The 18,497-nt window shown below is 34.7% G+C and carries 17 protein-coding genes, 2 tRNA genes and 1 pseudogene; 7 read left to right on the forward strand and 13 right to left on the reverse strand.

Annotation, left to right across the window (positions count from 1 at the left end):
- Positions 1–26 precede the first annotated feature (26 nt).
- Positions 27–103, reverse strand: a tRNA-Met gene (locus LS70_RS07035).
- 45 nt (positions 104–148) lie between these two features.
- A tRNA-Gln gene (locus LS70_RS07040) sits at positions 149–223 on the reverse strand.
- Positions 224–339: 116 nt separating this feature from the next.
- Between LS70_RS07040 and LS70_RS07045 the strand changes: the two genes are divergently transcribed.
- Positions 340–1,374, forward strand: coding sequence for a bifunctional 3,4-dihydroxy-2-butanone 4-phosphate synthase/GTP cyclohydrolase II (locus LS70_RS07045; RefSeq protein WP_034290548.1), 1,035 nt, complete (start codon positions 340–342; stop codon positions 1,372–1,374).
- Between the two features lie 32 nt (positions 1,375–1,406).
- The gene (locus tag LS70_RS07050; protein ID WP_034290550.1) at positions 1,407–2,483 is read left to right on the forward strand and encodes an FUSC family protein; all 1,077 of its coding nucleotides are present in this window, start codon (positions 1,407–1,409) and stop codon (positions 2,481–2,483) included.
- A 27-nt stretch (positions 2,484–2,510) separates the two neighbouring features.
- Here the strand turns inward: LS70_RS07050 and dcd are convergent, their stop codons facing one another.
- Positions 2,511–3,071, reverse strand: a complete 561-nt coding sequence (gene dcd, locus LS70_RS07055; protein WP_034290552.1) for a dCTP deaminase — start codon at positions 3,069–3,071, stop codon at positions 2,511–2,513.
- 119 nt (positions 3,072–3,190) lie between these two features.
- Between dcd and accB the strand changes: the two genes are divergently transcribed.
- The 3 genes from accB (at position 3,191) to LS70_RS07070 (ending at position 5,861) form a co-directional block, all read left to right on the forward strand.
- Positions 3,191–3,664 carry an acetyl-CoA carboxylase biotin carboxyl carrier protein gene (accB, locus tag LS70_RS07060; RefSeq protein WP_034290555.1) on the forward strand — a complete coding sequence of 158 codons (474 nt, stop codon included), beginning with the start codon at positions 3,191–3,193 and terminating at the stop codon, positions 3,662–3,664.
- Positions 3,664–5,034 carry an acetyl-CoA carboxylase biotin carboxylase subunit gene (locus tag LS70_RS07065; RefSeq protein WP_138109398.1) on the forward strand — a complete coding sequence of 457 codons (1,371 nt, stop codon included), beginning with the start codon at positions 3,664–3,666 and terminating at the stop codon, positions 5,032–5,034. Before accB ends, LS70_RS07065 begins: the two co-directional genes overlap by 1 nt.
- A 71-nt stretch (positions 5,035–5,105) precedes the next feature.
- Positions 5,106–5,861, forward strand: coding sequence for a flagellin (locus LS70_RS07070; protein ID WP_034290557.1), 756 nt, complete (start codon positions 5,106–5,108; stop codon positions 5,859–5,861).
- Positions 5,862–5,926: 65 nt separating this feature from the next.
- Here LS70_RS07070 and LS70_RS07075 read toward each other — a convergent pair whose 3' ends face one another.
- Positions 5,927–7,315, reverse strand: coding sequence for an SLC13 family permease (locus tag LS70_RS07075; RefSeq protein WP_034290559.1), 1,389 nt, complete (start codon positions 7,313–7,315; stop codon positions 5,927–5,929).
- A gap of 96 nt (positions 7,316–7,411) precedes the next feature.
- Between LS70_RS07075 and dapF the strand changes: the two genes are divergently transcribed.
- The gene (dapF, locus tag LS70_RS07080; RefSeq protein ID WP_034290561.1) at positions 7,412–8,149 is read left to right on the forward strand and encodes a diaminopimelate epimerase; all 738 of its coding nucleotides are present in this window, start codon (positions 7,412–7,414) and stop codon (positions 8,147–8,149) included.
- Positions 8,150–8,262: 113 nt separating this feature from the next.
- Entirely contained in the window at positions 8,263–8,754 is a 492-nt protein-coding gene (locus LS70_RS07085) for an NAD(P)H-dependent oxidoreductase (protein ID WP_034290563.1), read from the forward strand.
- A 42-nt stretch (positions 8,755–8,796) separates the two neighbouring features.
- Here the strand turns inward: LS70_RS07085 and LS70_RS07090 are convergent, their stop codons facing one another.
- The 9 genes and pseudogenes from LS70_RS07090 to ilvD all read right to left on the reverse strand — a co-directional run bounded on the left by LS70_RS07090 (position 8,797) and on the right by ilvD (position 18,337).
- On the reverse strand, positions 8,797–9,963 hold the full coding sequence (locus LS70_RS07090) for a hypothetical protein (protein WP_034290565.1): 1,167 nt from the start codon (positions 9,961–9,963) through the stop codon (positions 8,797–8,799).
- 81 nt (positions 9,964–10,044) lie between these two features.
- Positions 10,045–10,683, reverse strand: a complete 639-nt coding sequence (locus LS70_RS07095) for a LysE family translocator (RefSeq protein ID WP_034290567.1) — start codon at positions 10,681–10,683, stop codon at positions 10,045–10,047.
- Between the two features lie 152 nt (positions 10,684–10,835).
- Positions 10,836–12,200, reverse strand: a complete 1,365-nt coding sequence (locus tag LS70_RS07100; protein ID WP_034290569.1) for an McrC family protein — start codon at positions 12,198–12,200, stop codon at positions 10,836–10,838.
- Positions 12,190–14,322, reverse strand: a complete 2,133-nt coding sequence (locus tag LS70_RS07105) for an McrB family protein (RefSeq protein ID WP_236096454.1) — start codon at positions 14,320–14,322, stop codon at positions 12,190–12,192. Before LS70_RS07105 ends, LS70_RS07100 begins: the two co-directional genes overlap by 11 nt.
- An 18-nt stretch (positions 14,323–14,340) precedes the next feature.
- Positions 14,341–14,700: a transcriptional regulator gene (locus tag LS70_RS07110; protein WP_034290573.1), complete on the reverse strand. Its 360-nt coding sequence runs from the start codon at positions 14,698–14,700 to the stop codon at positions 14,341–14,343.
- Between the two features lie 124 nt (positions 14,701–14,824).
- Entirely contained in the window at positions 14,825–15,643 is an 819-nt protein-coding gene (locus LS70_RS07115; RefSeq protein ID WP_034290575.1) for a DNA-methyltransferase, read from the reverse strand.
- Positions 15,644–15,648: 5 nt separating this feature from the next.
- Complete coding sequence (locus LS70_RS07120; RefSeq protein WP_034290577.1) at positions 15,649–16,425, reverse strand: type II restriction enzyme; 777 nt, start codon at positions 16,423–16,425, stop codon at positions 15,649–15,651.
- Between the two features lie 13 nt (positions 16,426–16,438).
- A pseudogene (locus LS70_RS07125) lies at positions 16,439–16,603 on the reverse strand (DpnII family type II restriction endonuclease); the annotation flags it as partial.
- Between the two features lie 39 nt (positions 16,604–16,642).
- Positions 16,643–18,337, reverse strand: coding sequence for a dihydroxy-acid dehydratase (ilvD, locus tag LS70_RS07130; RefSeq protein WP_034290581.1), 1,695 nt, complete (start codon positions 18,335–18,337; stop codon positions 16,643–16,645).
- Positions 18,338–18,497: the final 160 nt, after the last annotated feature.

An 18,497-nucleotide genomic window follows, 5' to 3' on the forward strand; every position in this document is an offset into this window, starting at 1 on the left:
GTAAAGCTTTAAAGGGTGCAAGGTTTTGGTAGCGGGGGGCGGATTTGAACCACCGACCTTTGGGTTATGAGCCCAACGAGCTACCGGGCTGCTCTACCCCGCGATAACTTAATAAAATGAAATCACTGAAATTTATGCAGTTTAGAAGTGGCTGGGGTACAAGGATTCGAACCTCGGAATGCCTGGACCAAAACCAGGTGCCTTACCGCTTGGCGATACCCCAATGTTTTTAAAAGTCGGAATTATACCCCTATTTTTTTTATTTGTCAATACTTGCTAAGATTGATTTAGCGGATATTACGCTATAATTTGGCTTTTAGAAAAATTTTAAGGTTTTATATGGAAAATGAAGTAATTTTACGTGTTGAAGCAGCAATAAAAGCAATTCAAGATGGTCAAATGATTATTGTAATGGACGATGAAGATAGAGAAAATGAGGGTGATTTGGTAATGGCTGGCATTTTTAGCACACCCGAAAAAGTAAATTTTATGGCGCAAGAGGCTCGTGGATTAATTTGTGTGTCGATTACAAAAGAAATTGCACATAAGCTTGACTTGCCCCCAATGGTGAGCGAAAATAGCTCTAATCACGAAACAGCTTTTACGGTGTCTATTGACGCAAAAGAGGCAAAAACAGGAATCTCCGCGTATGAGAGAGATTTGACGATTCAATTAATGTGCAAGCCTAGCACAAAGCCTAATGATTTTGTGCGACCCGGGCATATTTTTCCACTCATTGCAAAAGAAGGTGGCGTGCTAGAGCGCACAGGGCATACTGAAGCTAGTGTGGATATTTGTCGTTTAGCAGGGTTAAAGCCAGTAAGCGTCATTTGTGAGATTATGAAAGAAGATGGATTAATGGCAAGAAGGGGTGATAAGTTTTTAAGTGAGTTTGCAAAAAAGCACAATTTAAAGATTCTGTATGTGTCAGATTTGATTGAATATCGTTTGCAATTTGAGCAGCTTATTACAATAGAAAGTAAAACTTCTTGCAAATTTTTAGGTGCAGATTCTACAAAAATACAATTTAAAGACCATTTAGGAAGAGAACATTTTGTCTTTGCGTTTGGAACTCCAAAGATTCCATTTGTGAAATTTCATAGTGTGCGAGAAGATTTAGAGTTGTTGGAGAATGAAAGTTTATTTGGCGCGTTAATGGACGCGATTACACAGCTAAAAGAGCAGGGGGGATATTTGGTGTTTTTACGCACACAAAATAATAAAGATATTAAAGGTTTGGGGATTGGAGCGCAGATTCTAAAAGCATTAGGCGTAGGAGATTTTAAACTTTTGAGCAACTCTAAAATTAATGAGTCTGAATATAGCGCATTAAGCGGATTTAACCTCAGAATTTTAGAATGTGTAGAGAGATAGTTTTTGATGAATTCTTATAAATTAGGTGCTTAATGTTTCAAGGTGTCAAAAAAGAATTTGGATTAATTTTTACTTGGAATCAGAGTGATAGATCTTGGCAAATGCCATTTTTTGCTGGGCTTGGTATAGCGATAATTTTATTTATTGCAACATTTTTTGGGCGTCCGGATTTTGGATTGGTTTCTATCATTGGAGCAATGATTTTTTTATATGTGCCAGATACTCCTATTTATCATAAAATGATTTTGAGTATGTCTTGTGCGTTTGGAATCATTGTTTCTTTTACGCTTGGACTTGTTGGGCAAAGTTTTCCGCAATTTATTCCGTTTATTGTTTTTGGAGTAACCCTTGTAAGTGCGCAAGTCGTGCGTTATTTTAGCATTGGTGCGCCTGGATTCTTTTTCTTTACTTTTGCTACGATTCTTGGGACTTATATTCCTTTTGAAGTTAGGGATTATCCTATGGCGATTGGACTTGTTGCGCTTGGAACAATGGTAGCAAATATTATGGTTCTTGTGTATTCTTTAAGTGTGATTTATATTTTTAAACATTCTATTAAACCTATTCCTAAAGTTGGAGAATTTGGTTTTGGTGTTATTGTGGTTGATCCTGTAATTATCGCTTTTTTTGTCGGATTTGCGATGTATTTGCAGAGTTATTTAGAGCTTGATAGAGGGTATTGGGTTGGGATTAGTTGTGCAGCAGTGATGACGGCAGTTACTTTTAAACAAATTTGGATTAAACAACTTCAAAGGATTTTAGGAACGATTGCTGGAGTGAGTTTGGCATATTTTTTATTGCATTTTACTTTTAGTCCTTTTGAGTTTGCGTTTTTGATGATGGTGTTAATGTTTTTTGCAGAATACACTGTGGTGCGTAATTATGCTTTATCAATGGTGTTTTTAACTCCTTATTCTACTTATTTAGCTGAGGTTAGTAATTTTATGCAATATGACCCTGATATTATTATTCATGCTAGAGTTTTGGATATTATTGTAGGGAGTATTATTGGTTTGATTGGTGGTGCATTTATGCACTGGGCGGCATTGCGTAGGATTCTGGAGCGTGTTGCAAGAAAGATTGTATTTAAATGGATTGGAGCGGAGTAGAACACTAAAAGCGCAAAGGGAAGAATCTTATTTTAAGATTCTAGGAAGTGTGATTCCTTTTTGTGCTTGATATTTGCCTTTTTTATCTTTATAGCTTACTTCGCAATCTCTATCACCTTCTAAGAATAAAACTTGCGCGATTCCTTCATTTGCATAGATTTTAGCAGGCAGTGGTGTTGTGTTGCTAATTTCAATTGTGATATGCCCTTCAAATTCAGGCTCAAAAGGTGTTACATTAACGATAATTCCACATCTTGCATATGTGCTTTTGCCAAGACAAATCGCTAAAATATTGCGCGGAATCTTAAAATATTCAATCGTCCGCGCCAAAGCAAAAGAATTTGGTGGCACAATGCACACATCACCCACAAAATCCACCACATTAGCAGAATCAAAGTTTTTTGGATCTACAACCATTGCATTGATATTTGTAAAGATTTTAAACTCATTGCTAACTCTAATATCATATCCATAGCTAGATAATCCATAGCTTACTACACCTTTGCCAACTTGATTTTCACAAAAAGGTGCAATCATTGCATGCTTTGTTGCCATTTCCCTAATCCAAGTATCTTCCTTTAAGCCCATTTTATTCCTTGACTAAGTGATTATTTTATTTAAATGTGATATTATAGCAAATGTAAATCATGGTTTTCTCTCTAAGGGCTTACTTTAAGAGGGTTAAATTAATTAAAAAAAGGCTTTAAATGGATTTTAAAGATATTAAAGAGCTAATCAAAATCTTTGATGCAAGCACATTAAATCGTCTAAGTATCACGCAAGAGACAACTAAAATTAAATTAGAAAAAGGCATAGGAAGTGTAAATGCTCCTGTTGCTCCTGTTTCTTCTCCTGTTGTGCAAGCAGCCCCATCTCAAGTAACACAAAGCCTTCCGCAAGCAGCTCCTGTTGCTACTGCACCTGCCCCAGTAACTCCTAGTGGCGATACGATTAATTCTCCTATGGTCGGAACATTTTATCGTTGTCCTAGCCCAAATGCTCCTGCGTATGTGAATGTCGGTGATAAAGTGAAAAAGGGACAAACATTAGGGATTATCGAGGCAATGAAGATTATGAATGAAATTGAAGCAGAGTTCGATTGCAAGATTTTAGAAATTATTCCAAACGATGCACAGCCTGTGGAGTATAACTCTCCTTTATTTGTTGTGGAGAAGCTCTAATGTCTTTGCAAAAAGAGATTAATACGATTTTAATTGCCAATCGCGGTGAAATTGCTTTAAGAGCAATCCGCACAATTAAAGAAATGGGCAAAAAGACAATTGCGGTGTATTCTACCGCAGATAAAGATGCGCATTATTTAGATTTAGCTGATGCTAAAGTGTGCATTGGGGGTGATAAATCTAGTGAAAGTTACTTAAATATTCCCGCAATTATTTCTGCTGCGGAGCTTTTCAAAGCAGATGCAATTTTTCCGGGATATGGATTTCTAAGCGAGAATCAAAATTTTGTGGAAATCTGTAACCATCATGGAATTGAATTTATTGGTCCAACTCCCGATGTTATGGTATTAATGAGTGATAAAAGCAAAGCAAAAGAAATTATGAGAAATGCTGGAGTTCCTGTAATTCCGGGTAGTGATGGTGCTGTGGAATCCAAAGAAAAAGCTATTAAACTCGCTAAGGAAATTGGCTATCCGGTGATTTTAAAAGCTGCTGCTGGTGGTGGTGGTCGAGGAATGCGTATTGTAGAAAATGAAGAGAATATGTTTAATGCTTATTTAGCAGCAGAATCTGAAGCAATTAGTGCGTTTGGTGATGGCACAATTTATATGGAAAAATTTATTGATAAACCTAAACATATTGAAGTGCAAATTATTGCTGATAAACATGGAAATGTTTTACATGTTGGAGAGAGAGATTGTTCTTTACAAAGACGTCATCAAAAGTTGATTGAAGAATCTCCCGCGCCAACATTAGAGACTAAAACGCGTGAAAGATTGTTGCAAACTGCAATTACTGCAACAAAAGCAATTAAGTATGTGGGTGCAGGCACTTATGAATTCTTGCTAGATTCTGACCAAAATTTCTATTTTATGGAAATGAATACACGTTTGCAGGTTGAACACCCGGTAAGTGAGCTTGTTAGCGGTTTGGATATTATTGAATTAATGGTTAAAGTCGCTGAAGGGAAAGAACTTCCAAAACAAGATTCCATAAGTTTTAATGGTTGCGCAATGGAGTGTAGAATCACAGCAGAAGACCCTGTAAAATTTTATCCATCAGCTGGAAAAATTACAAAATGGATTGCTCCGGGTGGTAATAATGTGCGCATTGATAGTCATGCTTATGCGGGTTATATAGTGCCAATGTTTTATGATTCTATGATAGGCAAACTCATTGTTTGGGGACGTAATCGTAATGAAACAATTGCTAGAATGGCTCGTGCATTAGATGAGTTTTGTGTAGAGGGTATTAAAACGACTATTGCATTTCATAAAGAAATGATGCAAAATGACGATTTTAAAAGAGGTGTTGTCCATACTAAATATTTGGAGGAAAAAATGGTGAGTGATTCTGCGAATAAGGTATAAAGTGGAACGAAAAATGCTTGTAGATTTGGAAGTCGCAAGGATGCAAATTAAACTAAAATCAAGGAGATAAAATGAAAATTGGAAATTCACAAAGCACAAATGAAAGCTTGATTAGCTTAAACAAAGCAAAAGATGAAGAGAAAGACGCACTAAAGAAAATTTCTTCCTCTCGTCCATTAGAAGCAACTGATGGTGCAAGTTTGGCATTAGCAAATGCACTTTTAATGCAGGCTAATTCAATGAGTCAAGGGATTCGTAATGCAAATGATGCGCTAGGTGTTATGCAAATTGCTGATGCAACACTTTCAAATATTACAGATTCTGCAATTCGCATGAATGAGCTTTCTGTTGCACTTGGAAATCCTGCATTAAATAATGAACAAAGAGCAATGATTGAAAGCGAAGCAAATGCGCTAACACAAGCAATGAGTGATGCGACAAATCAAGCTACCTTTAATGGAAAAAATGTTTTTAGTGGGCAAATGAGCTTTGTAACAGGTAATGGAACAGAAAGCATTAATATGCAAGCACCTAATGTTTCAGGTTTAAGCGTGAATAATCAACAAAGCATTTTGAATTTTATTGAAAGAGTGAATATGGATCGCGCAAATATCGGTTCTGCAATGAATGGAATCCAATCTGGCATTAATGCAAGCATGAATACAGTTGTGAATCTAAGAGCCGCAGAGGGTGGCTTAATGAAAGATGATGTAGCAGAAAATTACAATCAACTTAATGCCGCAAAATTAAAAGAAAATGCAACGCTTTATGCAAGCTCTTTTAATACACAATATTTACAAAATCGCCTAGACGCGTTGCTTGGATAATCCAAAATAAAATAACCCACAAAAGCGGGATTCTCCTTTCCCGCCTAAGTATGGAATCCATGCAATCAAAAGAACTTTATAATCCCCAAAATTGCTCCCACGCTTAGACAAACGATAGAAACACCCCAAACATAAAAGAAGCTTTTGCTAATATGCTCTTTGATGCTTACTCCACTGATTCCGCAACCCAAAAGCGTTGCTGGGACAACAGGAGAAATAAAAGTCGCACAATTTCTAGCGACAACCATAATAATCGCAATGCTTATAGGGTCGATTCCTAGTGCAGAGGTGATTCCAACGACAATAGGCATAATGCCAAAAAAGTAAGAATCTGTGCAGAAAATTAACGCCATAGGGACTGCACTAATTCCTACAATAAGGGGAATCAAGATTAATGCCCAATCAGGTAGAATTTCTAAAATTACATTTGCCATTACTTTCATAATGCCTGTTTTGTCAAAAACACCGATGAGGATTCCAGCTCCAAAAAGTGTTGTTGCCATTAAAATCGCGCTTTTAGAGTATTTGTCAATGAGTTTTTGCGCAACCTCCAACTTATGATAATTGATAAATAAAGCAAAGCAGAATCCAAGCATAAACAAAAAATAACTTGGAAGAATATTTGCAACCAAAAGAGTTAAAATCACCAAAAGCAAGAGAATATTCAAGAAGAATTGACTACTTTGGTGATGTTCGCCAAGTGCTAATTGATGAAAATCCTCATCAACTGCAATATTTCCCGCTCCTCTTTGGATTTCTTTTCTTGCCAAAAGAATCGCAATACCCAAAGCGCATAAAAGTCCCGTGATTTGAATTGGGATTAATTGATGCCAAATTTCGTTTGCATCTGTGCTGATGATAGTTGCCGCACGCAGTGTTGGACCTCCCCAAGGAAGGAGATTCATTACTCCAAGTGAAACTGCCATAATCGTCATTAATGTTGTTTTGCGCATTCCTAACTTTTCATAGATTGGCAACATCGCTGGAATCACAATAAGGAAGCTAGAAGCTCCAGAACCATCTAAATGGACGACAACAGAAATAACCACCGTTAAGATACAAATGCTATACACATTGTTTTTGCTAAATTTTAGCAAATAATTAATCATTGTGTTAAAAACACCAGCTTCATTTAAAAGTCCAAAGAATAAAATTGCAAAAATAAACAAAACCGCAGTGGAACTTACGCTGTTGATTCCCTGTCGGATAAAATATTTGAGCGCATTAAAATCAAAAACAGGATTCTCCATTTTTGTAAAATATGCAATATCAAACTCTTCTTTGAGGAGACTTCCGATTCCTAAATGGAAATTTGTATCCAACAAAACAAGCAAAACCGCACTCACACCAGAGACGATAATAAAAGCAACCGATGGAGTGGTTTTATCTGTCAAGAGAAGATAGACAATTAAAATAAGTGAGGCAAAGCCCACAAAAGCGAGGAAAAATTCCATAAATATCCTTATTAAATAAAATCTAGTTATAATGGTAGCAGAGTTTTCAGATAACCGCAAAGTTTAATTTTTTATAGAATACAATAAGGAGAATTTATGTTTTTTAGTAAATATTCTGCAAGTGGAAATGATTTTATTATTACGCATACCTTTGGAAAACAAAATCAAGCATTTGATAAGCTCGCACAAAGAATCTGTAATCGTCATCAAGGAATAGGAGCAGATGGATTGATAATTCTTAAACCACATTTGGAATATGATTTTGAATGGGAATTTTATAATTGTGATGGAAGTGTTCCAAAAATGTGTGGTAATGGAAGTCGTGCCGCAGCAATGTATGCGTATCATTTGGGTATTGCTGGTAAGAAGCAGAAATTCTTAACACTTGCAGGTGTGATTGATATAATAATAGATGGAGATGAGGTAGAGAGTGCTTTAAGCGGTGTGGAAGTCATCAAGGAAGGAATCTTAGAGTTTGGTAACACTTGGTCACTTATTGATACAGGAGTTCCGCATTTGGTTTGCGAGAAAGGAAAAGAATTAAGTAAAGAGGATTTGCGCTCTTTACGCCATAAATATAATGCAAATGTAAATATTGCAACAATTGCACAAAATAGGGTGATAGCGCGCACTTTTGAACGCGGAGTAGAAGATGAAACGCTTGCATGCGGCACAGGAATGGCAGCAATGTTTTATTATTTGTTTCATCAAGATAAGATTCCAAATCCTTGCCTTTTTAATCCTGCAAGCGGAGAGGATTTGTATCTAAGAGAAGAGAATCAGAGGCTTTATTTTAAGGGCAAAGTGCATAAAATTTGTGATTTTGTGTATTAGTTTGTATTTTATGCTGTTAAATTATTTTGATATTTTGTTTATAGAGTAAAAGTTTTTATAAAGCATTAAATGGCTAGAATTTAGACTTTAGAGAAATTCATAAAGGAAATTTTATGCAAACACTGCTTATTTTTGCACATACTTTTTGGGAAGATTCTAAGGTTAATAAAGCACTTTTGGAATCTGCAAAATCGCTTAATAACCTCACAATCCACAATCTTAGCACAACTTATAAGGATTATAAAATTGATGTAGAATCTGAAATTGCGCTTTTGCAAAAGGCAGATAGAATTATCTTTCAATTCCCGCTTTTTTGGTTTAGCACACCCTCGCTACTGAAAGAATGGGAAGATAGAGTGCTATCAGCAATTTTTCATAGTGATAATCCTAAATTGCTAGAGGGTAAAACTTTTAGCATTATCACCACAGCACTTGGAGAAGAGTCAAGCTATGATGGGAGTGATGGTTATGGTATCAATGCTCTTTTATCTCCTATTAATAATGCCTTTTTTTATTTAGGCGCTAAAGTTGAAGAAGCATTTTGTATTTTTAGTGCAAATGTCGATAACCTCCCTTTACAAAAATATCTCGCTAAACTCCGCTAGGTAAAGCAAAGATTCTTTAATAGAATCTTTCTCTCCTTAGCCTTATGCAAGATTTTGCAATTCTCCTTTTAAGATTCCAACTAAAGTGCGCCCAATAAGCCATATAAATATAAGTGTTACAAAAACTAATAGACTTATTGAAACAATCCAAAATACCATTTCAATATGAGAAAATGGAGAATTTAATAATGCGCAAGCTTTTGAGAATTCTAAAATTTCTGTGTTGATTTTTATACTTGCAATGCTCATTGCTGCTAGCGGGAAGCTAATCGCCCACCATGAGATTCTAAAAGGGCAGCATTTTTTGATTTGGATAATTTGTGGCAATAAGGTAAAGAATAAAAATAAGCCAAGCAAAAAGAGAATATAAGGTGTAGAATCTATCGCAAGAAAGCCTAAAGAATCTTCTGCTAATGTGAGTGCTTGCATAGAAATTAATACCATATACGCCCCAACACCAGCTCCAAAGGGTGCAAGGAAAATAACCAAAGTTGGCATAAGTTTATCAGGAAGTTTGGCAAAAAATACAATGCGCGCAAAGATTAATGTGCAAAGCACGATTGTAAAAGCAAAACCCACTGCTAAGCAAAATAGAGAAATCAAAAATCCAATATCAGGCATTGCGTGGAATTGTGAAAAAAGAGGCAAAGCAAGAGGTAAATCAAGTAATCCCACAACAGGGATAATCCAAGCAGGCGTGATATGAGCAAGCTCAAATTTTTGGCAAATCCAAAATTGCACAATATACACACTAAAAATAAGCATAAAAATAGCCCCAATCGCCCACACAAAAAGGCTTATTTTTTCAGGGATTCCAAGTCTATCTAGTGCAAAAGGCAAAAGTAGCAAAGCAATGCAGATTGTGGCAAAAAATGGGCGCGTGATAGGAGAGAGAAATTCTTGCTTGAAGCTCTCAAAGTTTGTGATGAGCTTTAGACTATAAGCTATACCTAAAGCAAGAAAAGCCCCAACAGCAAACGCTGCAAAAATTAGCGAAATCATATCGGCAAAAGAATGAAAGATAAAAGAAAATTGTGGCATAGGAGCTGGATTGTATTGAGAATCTTTGGAGTAAAGCAAGCTCAAATGCGACATTGCATGCCACGCTACACTTATCGCGCTTAGCCCCATACATGAGCCAAAAAAACTTACAGGTAAATAGCTTAAAGCATTGATTTTTGGGGGTTGTGCTTGTTGAGCTTGAGACATTAAAATTCCTTTGATTGGACTTATATTATAAATTTGAAATTATAGTGCAAAAATACTATGTAGCGGCAATAAAAAGTGTTTTTATTGTAATAAATAATAAGCCCCAAATATTCCAACAAGCATTAAAATTACATCACTCATAATCGCAATAAGATTCTGATATTTTAAGAAAATAGCTTTTTGAGTAAGTGCGGCATAGCTCACAAGAATGCTAAAATCAAGGAGAATCCATACAAACACCAAAATACTTAAACTTAGGGCGATAGAATCAGTAATGTGAATGAATTGCGGAAAAAATGCAACAAAAAATATAATATCCTTAGGGTTGCCAATCGCGATTCCAAAGCCTTCTAAAAAACTAGAAGTAAAGGTTTTTGTGGGATTTTGTTTGTAAAGCGGTTGTGGAATCTCTAAATGAGATTTGTTTTTGTAGTTTTTAAAAGCAAGATACAAGGAGCTAGCCCCCAAATAAAAGATAAACGCGCAACCTAAAAGGCTGATAATAGAAAGAATAAAAGGAGAAATCTTAAAAACACCCAAAATCACAGCAATAGCAAATGCTATTAAGATTAAAGAAGCAAAGTTTGTCCCTATGCTTGTAAAAAGTGCGGTTTTGAATCCATAAAAAGAGGAATTGCGGATAATAAGCGCAATCACAGGACCGGGTGTCGCAATAAGCAAGAAAACTGCTAAAATATAAGTAAGCAAAATTTCAAGCATTAAGATTCCTTTGAAAAATCTTTAAAGGGCATTGTAAAAAAGCTTTTTGAATAGAGAATTTTATCGTATCTTGTCTTAGTTTGTTTTTTAAAGTTGAAGTTTTAATGTTTTTGTGCATTTAGGGATTCTTTTGAATAGGCTTTAGCTAGGTGCTAATCTTGATTTAATGGGAAGAAGAGTATGGTAAGTGTGCTATTATTCTTAGAATCCTCTATTGCAATTTGGGGCTTAAATTCAAATTGTAAGCTTAATTCTTTATTTTGCATTTCTTCTATTTTTGGATAAATCAAAAATCCCTTAGTGCATTTGTATTTAGCTAGATAAGCAAATATTTGATACATATCACTTTGTGAAATTGCAAAATTTCTCTCTTGTGTATCTAGCATTTTCCATTTAGTATCCGCGATAAAATGGGGCTTAGAATCTTGATAAGCCACAATGTCTGGTTTTAGTTGAAAAATATCTTTTTCTTTTTGATTTTGGGCTAAATATTTGCTTTTTTCTTGTGTTTTGATATGTAAATCTGCCATTAAATCTATATTTTCTATAAATTCTTTGTAGTGTGGATTCTTTTCTTGAAAATGCGTGTTATTGCACCATTTTTTCATTTCGCTTGCTACAAAATCTTCAAAAACTTTATTCATATCAAAGAGCAGAGCAAAGGCTTTAGAATCCCCCTTATAAAGAGTAAAAGTCTTATATCTTAAAAAGATTTCACACCATTGCAATAAAATAGAATAGTGTTTAAAAGTCCTTGTATTATGGCATTGGCTAAGATCTTTAGTGATATTTTGGCTTGGGTCAATCTCGCTAAAGATAAAACGCATCTGATTAAGCTTTGTGCTTGTTGCCGCGCTTAGATTTTGTTTGCTTAAAAACTCTAAAGTGCTTTTAATAATGCGATTAGGAGCGATATTTACGCTAAACTCATCACTGCTTGTAAAAAACCGCTCCTTGTGGGCAAAATTGCTTTTAAGATTCTCATTAAATAGAAGTTTGCCTTTTAAAAAAGAGCGATTTTCTTCTTTTGTAATATAATTTGCCTTCATACCTCGTTTTATAAGCTTTAAAAGCTCTTCTAAAAACATTAAAATAAAAATTTCAAGCAAGGGAAAATTTTGGGCTTTGAGATTAGCAAAATCACTTTCTTTAAAAGGTGCATTTTTAAGGGATTTTAGCATTTTAAGCAGAATCTCTTTAGCTTTTTTAATCTCATTTTCTTGAGATTGTTCATTATAGGCATTAAAGCCCTCACTGTTCTTCTTTGTCCTAAAAGTTTTAGGTAGAATCTCTAGGCAAAAACCGCTTGTAGTTTGGATAATGCCTACATAATTTTGTGCCACAAGGGTTTTAGAATTTTTAAATTTTAAAAAGTAGTGATTGCCATCTTGCTGGGCAAACTCCACAAATTCGCTAAAGATTTTTTGGGCTTTCTCTTGACTATCGCAAACTTCTTTTATCTCATCAATGCTAAAACTCTGCCATTCAGCTATACAAAGGGTGTTTTTAGTTTTCATTGTTTTGTGTGTCAAGTTTTACACTACTATCATAGATTTTTTGGAAATTTTCTACTTTCCACTTGTTCGTAATTTCATATATCACTTTTTCATTGTCAAATTCGTTAAATTTAGTATTAAATAATTTATCAAATTTAGAATCTTTTACTTTTATCATTTCGTTATCATTTAACACTGCATTAATTTTGGCATAATCTTCATAGAAGTATTCTTGAAAAAGTGGGATTATCTTTTTAGCAAAGATTGTTTTTAAATCCTCTAAAGTTTTTGCATTAATAAAATAAGCATGTCCTATGGTATGCTCCCTATCAAGTAAAAATTCTATGCGGTTATTTATAGATTCTAGCAATTGTTGTAAATTCACACCAACACAATCTGTGCTTAAAACACTAGATTTTGGCATCATCTCAATAAATTCAAATCTTCGTCTTAATGCAGTATCAAGAAGCGCAATGCTTCTATCTGCAGTATTCATTGTGCCGATGATGTAAAGATTATTTGACACACCAAAGCTTTCCTGACTATAAGGCAAGGTTACTTTTAGCTCCTCATTATTTCCGATTCTTTTACTTGTTTCAATTAGAGTAATAAGCTCTCCTAGAATCTTAGAAATATTCCCACGATTGATTTCATCAATAATGAGAATGTAGGGTTTGAGTTCAATTTCTGCCTCTTTTTCTTGAGGTTGGCTTTTTTGAAAATTTCCTTTTTTAAATTCGTTATAAAGTTGGTATTGATAGGTTCTTATTTGTGATTGATTTTTCTCTCCAAAGACTTCAAATGCAAGCTCTCGTGAAGATTTGAAATTTTTATCCGCTAAGACAATTTTTTCAAAATCTGTAATTGGAAATTTAAGATTTTGTGTTGTGTCCTCTGATTGTATATAGATTCGCTCATTATTGATTTCTTTGATACTAAAACTCCCTCTCTGTGTTTTTGCGAGAAGTGTTTCTTTGGATATAAGATTATTAAAAAAATCTGAAACTGCATTACTAATATTGCTTTCTTTTTGAATTGTTTCTTGAGATTTGTTAGAATCTTCATAGTTTTTTAATGCCTTTTTGCAAAGTTCTTTAAAGATTCCATTTTTTACTTCATAGGTCATATTTTGCGAATCATCAACAATAGGCTTTATCCCCTCGACAAATTCTTCATAAGAAAAGCTTTGATGAAAAGTAATAAATGCAATTTGTCCTTTATCTTTAAAATACTCAAACAAGGTTTTTGCATAAACGCGCTCATTATCCTTATCAAGTTTAATGTTAAGTTTTTCAAGTTCTTTTTTAATTTTGTCATAATCTAAACTAACCTTATTATTCTTGTTGATATTATTATCTTTCGTAAATCCTAAGATTTCTAACGCTTTATCAATGGCATGATAAGTCTTTCCTGTGCCCGGAGGTCCATAAAGGATTTGATTAAGCGGAATCTTAGAATCTCGCAAATTATTTTGATTGCTATCTTCATTTAATTTTTGTATATCTTGCTCTTTATCATTTTTGCCATATTTCTCCCAAAGAGGTATGTATTTTTCATTTAGCATTTTTTCAAGCGTATAAGGTTTAGTTTTATCGCCTAAAAGCTTTTGATGAATCTGTGCTGTGCTAAGATTCTCACCGAGATTCTCACCTTTAGCTATTTTTTGTAGCACATCTTCTTTGAAAATGCACATAATCCTTATATCATTAACATTTTGGTAATGAAAGGCAATTTTCCATTTGTAAGCTTCTCCTAAATCTTTTATTTTATCAATTTCATCAAGTTCATTTTTTTGACTAAGTTCTATGATTTTAAGAATTATAGCTTTGGTTTTTTCAAAAGCATCTTTTGGATTTTCTCCAAGTTTTTTGAGCCATCCGTAAGTTGCATTATAGCTATATGTATTGTTATCCTCTTTTTCTTCTTGATTTTTTCTTTTGTAGATACCAAATTTGAATGCGCTTCCACCCCATATGCTTCCTAGTTTATCCAGTTTGCTCTCAATCCAATAAGTAAAATCATCTCTATCGTTACCTTCTTCTTTAATTCCTGTATATTGCTCTAAAGTCATATTCTTAACTTTTTCTAAATCCCAATGCTTTTGCAACTCCTTGAATAATTCTCTTGGTTCTTCATCTGTCATTTTATATTCCTTTAACATTTAGTGATTTTCCTTTACCTTTTTAGGCTTTGGATTTGGCAGTGTCGGAGCAAGAGTAAGCACAACTTCGCGCAAAATTTGGGGAGAATCTATATCAAGAATATAGGATTCTTTTGCTCCGGGATATGGGAAGCCTTTAGGAGAAGATTCTAAAAGAGGTTGCAAAATCTTATGCTCTTTAACAAAAAGCGTCTCATCGCAAAGCAAGAAAATCGGTTTGGGTGCAATTGCAGAGTCATCAGCCACATAAATGCAATATTCTCCAAACATCTTTTTAGCACTAAAGCGATATTGCGTGCCTTGCAATGCGTTGCTAAGCATTTCAAGCGTGAAATCTTTGAAATTTTCAGATGTTGGCATTGGTTTTTTCCTTTACTTGGTTTCATTTTTATAAATTACTGAAATCATATTTTTTATATTCTCATGCTGAAATTTTGATAATTTGCCATTTTGTTCTCCTTAAATTTAGATTCTATTATCTACTTTATTCCCCTTGCATTGCAAACAAATTATTTTGTTTAATACTAGGTTTTTGAAAATTTGGCAACTTAAACTCATCTCTAATTTGCCCTTGATTTTGTAATCTATCAAGTATCATTTCATAATAAGGCTTATGTAATTCACAGCTAATCCATTGCCTTTTAAGATTCTCACACAGCATTATTTCTCCACCACTTCCACCAAATAATACAAACACAGAATCTCCCTCATTTGTGCAAGATTTAATAAGCATTTCTACAAGCTTAAGCGGTATTTGGCAAGAATGAAAAGTCTTATCTTTGCTTACATTTTTAACCAAATCAAAATAAAACCAAGAGTAAGGCATTCTACCGCTATGCCCATCTTTTAATCTTTGTAAAATCCTTTTATCTGTTGGATTTTGATAGGGAAGTGCAATATTATCCTTATAAAAATGATTATCTTTGCTCTTAGTTGCGTGTAAAATACTTCTGTGTGCAGTGGTTAATCTCCTTTTGCTATGCCCTACATTAGTATTATACACCCATACATAATCTTGCACATCATAACTAATAGAATCTAAACATTTAACTCTTAAATAAGCATTTTGTTTAGGGTAATTCATCATAAAAAGATTTCCTGTTGGCTTTAACACACGCATAGATTCTTTAGCTAACTCACAATACCATTCAATATAATCTTCCCATTTTTGCGTATATTTTGAACCATTATAATTGATTCCCACATTATAATCAGGATCACCATAAACCATGTCCAAGCTAGAATCTGGAATGCTTTTTAAAACTTCTAAAACATCATTATTGTAAAGTTTATTGAAATCCATACTGCCTACCTTATTAGGATATATTCACAAGATTTTAAGAATTGTATTGAGTCTAAATGTGTAGGATTACTAAAAGTATAAGCCCATAATTTAAGATTATTATCATTTCTCACAAGATATACACAAATAATTTGTTTAAAATCTAAACCAGAATTATAATAATAAAGATAAGGGTGATAAATTTGATAAATATTAAAATCTTTAGGTTCTCCATTTTTTGCTTCAAATATTCCAATAAGTCCTTTATATTCTATTGTTAAGTCAATTTCTATTTGCTGGTTTTGTGCATTAATTAGAATATCTCCAAATTGATATTTTAAAGTTGTTTTTGTGCGGTGGGGAAAGTAAGTTTTGGGACGATTTTCAATCCCTAGATTCTCAAACTCTAAATCTTCTCCAAATAAAAAATGGTGTAAGATTCTTTGATTATTTGCCACGCTTAAAATATTGCTCTCACTATCATTATATTCATTAAGCAAACTCTTTTTATATTTCCAATTTATAGAAGTTTGTATTGCTTCAAAGGGGTGATAGAGTAGTTCTATACCCTTAATAAATTGATGATTGCCTCCTCCTAAATGAAGCAAACAAATATTTTGTTCTCTAAAAGAAAGTGGCAATTTATCACTAGAATCTAGCTTTGTTGCATCAAAAGGATTCCCAAAATTATGTTGTTTTGCCATTTCTTTAACTAAATCATTATGAAAAATAAAATTATTCTTTTCTTTGCAATATTGCAATAAAGATTCTAAAACTAAAGATTTTTTATTAATTTTCGCCATTTTCTTACTTCCACATTTCTTGTTTATCTTTACTCAACAAAAAGTTTAAATGGTTGAGATAAATACTTATAGAATCTCTATTGTTTAAACATTTTTGCCAATCCACAAAAAAGCCTAAACTTCTATTGGTAGTTTGCAATGTCTTTAAAAATTCATCAAAAGCTAGAATATTTGGCATTTATCCCCCTCGCTTGCTTATTGTCTTACTTAGACCCCCTCACAGCTCCGTCTTCAACACCGCACCATTTGCAGCATTACTAACCAAAAGCGAGTAGCGTTTGAGCCATTTGCTTTTGATGTCTTTTTGAATCGGTTTCCATTTTGCCCTGCGGGATTCCAAAGTCGCAGAATCTACTTTAAGCTCCAAGCTTCCGCGTGAAACAGAAATTTCTATAACATCGCCATCTTCAATAAGGGCAATCAACCCTCCTTCTGCAGCTTCTGGGCTCACATGTCCAATACATGCCCCGCGAGTTGCCCCGCTAAAGCGTCCATCGGTGATAAGCGCGACAGATTCTCCCAAGCCCATACCCATAATAAGGCTTGTAGGGCTTAGCATTTCTTGCATTCCCGGTCCGCCCTTTGGTCCTTCATAGCGGATAACTACGACATTTCCGGGCGCAACTTTGCCTCCTGCAATGCCTTTAATCGCTTCATCTTGCGAGTTAAAACAAATTGCTTTGCCGCTAAATTCTTTCATAGATTCTGCCACAGCAGCGACTTTTAGCACCGCACCTTGTTCGCAAAGATTCCCAAAGAGAATCTTTAAGCCCCCAACTTGAGAGTAGGCATTATCATTATGGCGGATAATATCAGAATCCTTAATCTCTGCATTTGCAATGCGTTCGCCCAAAGTCTCGCCTGTGATTGTGAGTGCATCAAGGTGCAAGGCAGAATTTTGACGTTTTGCCACTTCGTGCATTACCGCTGAAACTCCCCCAGCACGATTTATATCCTCCATATGCACAGAGCTTAAAGCAGGGGCGATTTTAGCGATATGTGCAACATTTTTGGCGATTTGGTTGATAGATTCTAATCCAAAATCCACTTCTGCTTCTTTGGCGATTGCTAGCATATGCAAAATCGTATTTGTGCTACCACCCATTGCCATATCCACGACAAAGGCGTTATGCACAGCTTTAGCGTTTAGAATATTGCGGAATCTAAACTGCTCACTTTTAGCAGAATCCAAAGCAATCTCTACGATTCTGCGTGCGGCTTTACGCAATAACTCTTCGCGCTCTTTAGTAAGGGCTAGAATCGTCCCATTTCCAGGCAGTGCGACACCCATTGCCTCACAAAGTGTATTCATAGAGTTTGCAGTAAACATTCCGCTACAGCTCCCGCCACCAGGGCAAGCTTTGCATTCAATCTCATGTAGCCTTTGTGCATCAATCTTACCTTCATTAAACGCACCCACAGCTTCAAACGCAGAGTTAAGGTCTAAAATCGTGCCATCATCAAGCTTGCCAGCTTGCATTGGTCCGCCACTAACGAAGATTGTTGGCACATTCACTCGCAATGCACCCATAAGCATTCCCGGAACGATTTTGTCGCAATTTGGGATACAAATCATCGCATCTAAGGCGTGCGCATTCATTACAGATTCTATACAATCAGCGATTAACTCGCGACTTGGCAAAGAATAAAGCATTCCGCTATGTCCCATTGCAATTCCATCATCAACGCCGATTGTGTTAAACTCAAATGGCACTCCACCAGCTTTGCGGATTTCATCTTTGATGATTTGGGCGTATTTGTTTAAGAAAAAATGCCCGGGAATAATATCAATATAGCTATTTGCAACACCGATAAATGGTTTATTAAAATCCTCATCTTTTAGCCCTGTTGCTCTTAATAGGCTTCTGTGTGGGGCTTTTTGATGTCCTTTTTTGATAATATCACTTCGCATAGAGATTCCTTTAAATCTAATCTTAATGTATAAATTATAAAGTATTTTAGATTTTTAATAGATAAAATCCCAAAAAGTAACATCTAACTAAATATTATAAAAAAATATTTTTTCAAACAACAAGATTTAACAAAAAATAATTTAAAATAAAAATGTTAGA

Origin of the sequence: Helicobacter sp. MIT 11-5569 (assembly GCF_000765695.2) — a bacterium.
In the GTDB taxonomy this organism is placed as follows: Bacteria; Campylobacterota; Campylobacteria; order Campylobacterales; family Helicobacteraceae; genus Helicobacter_D.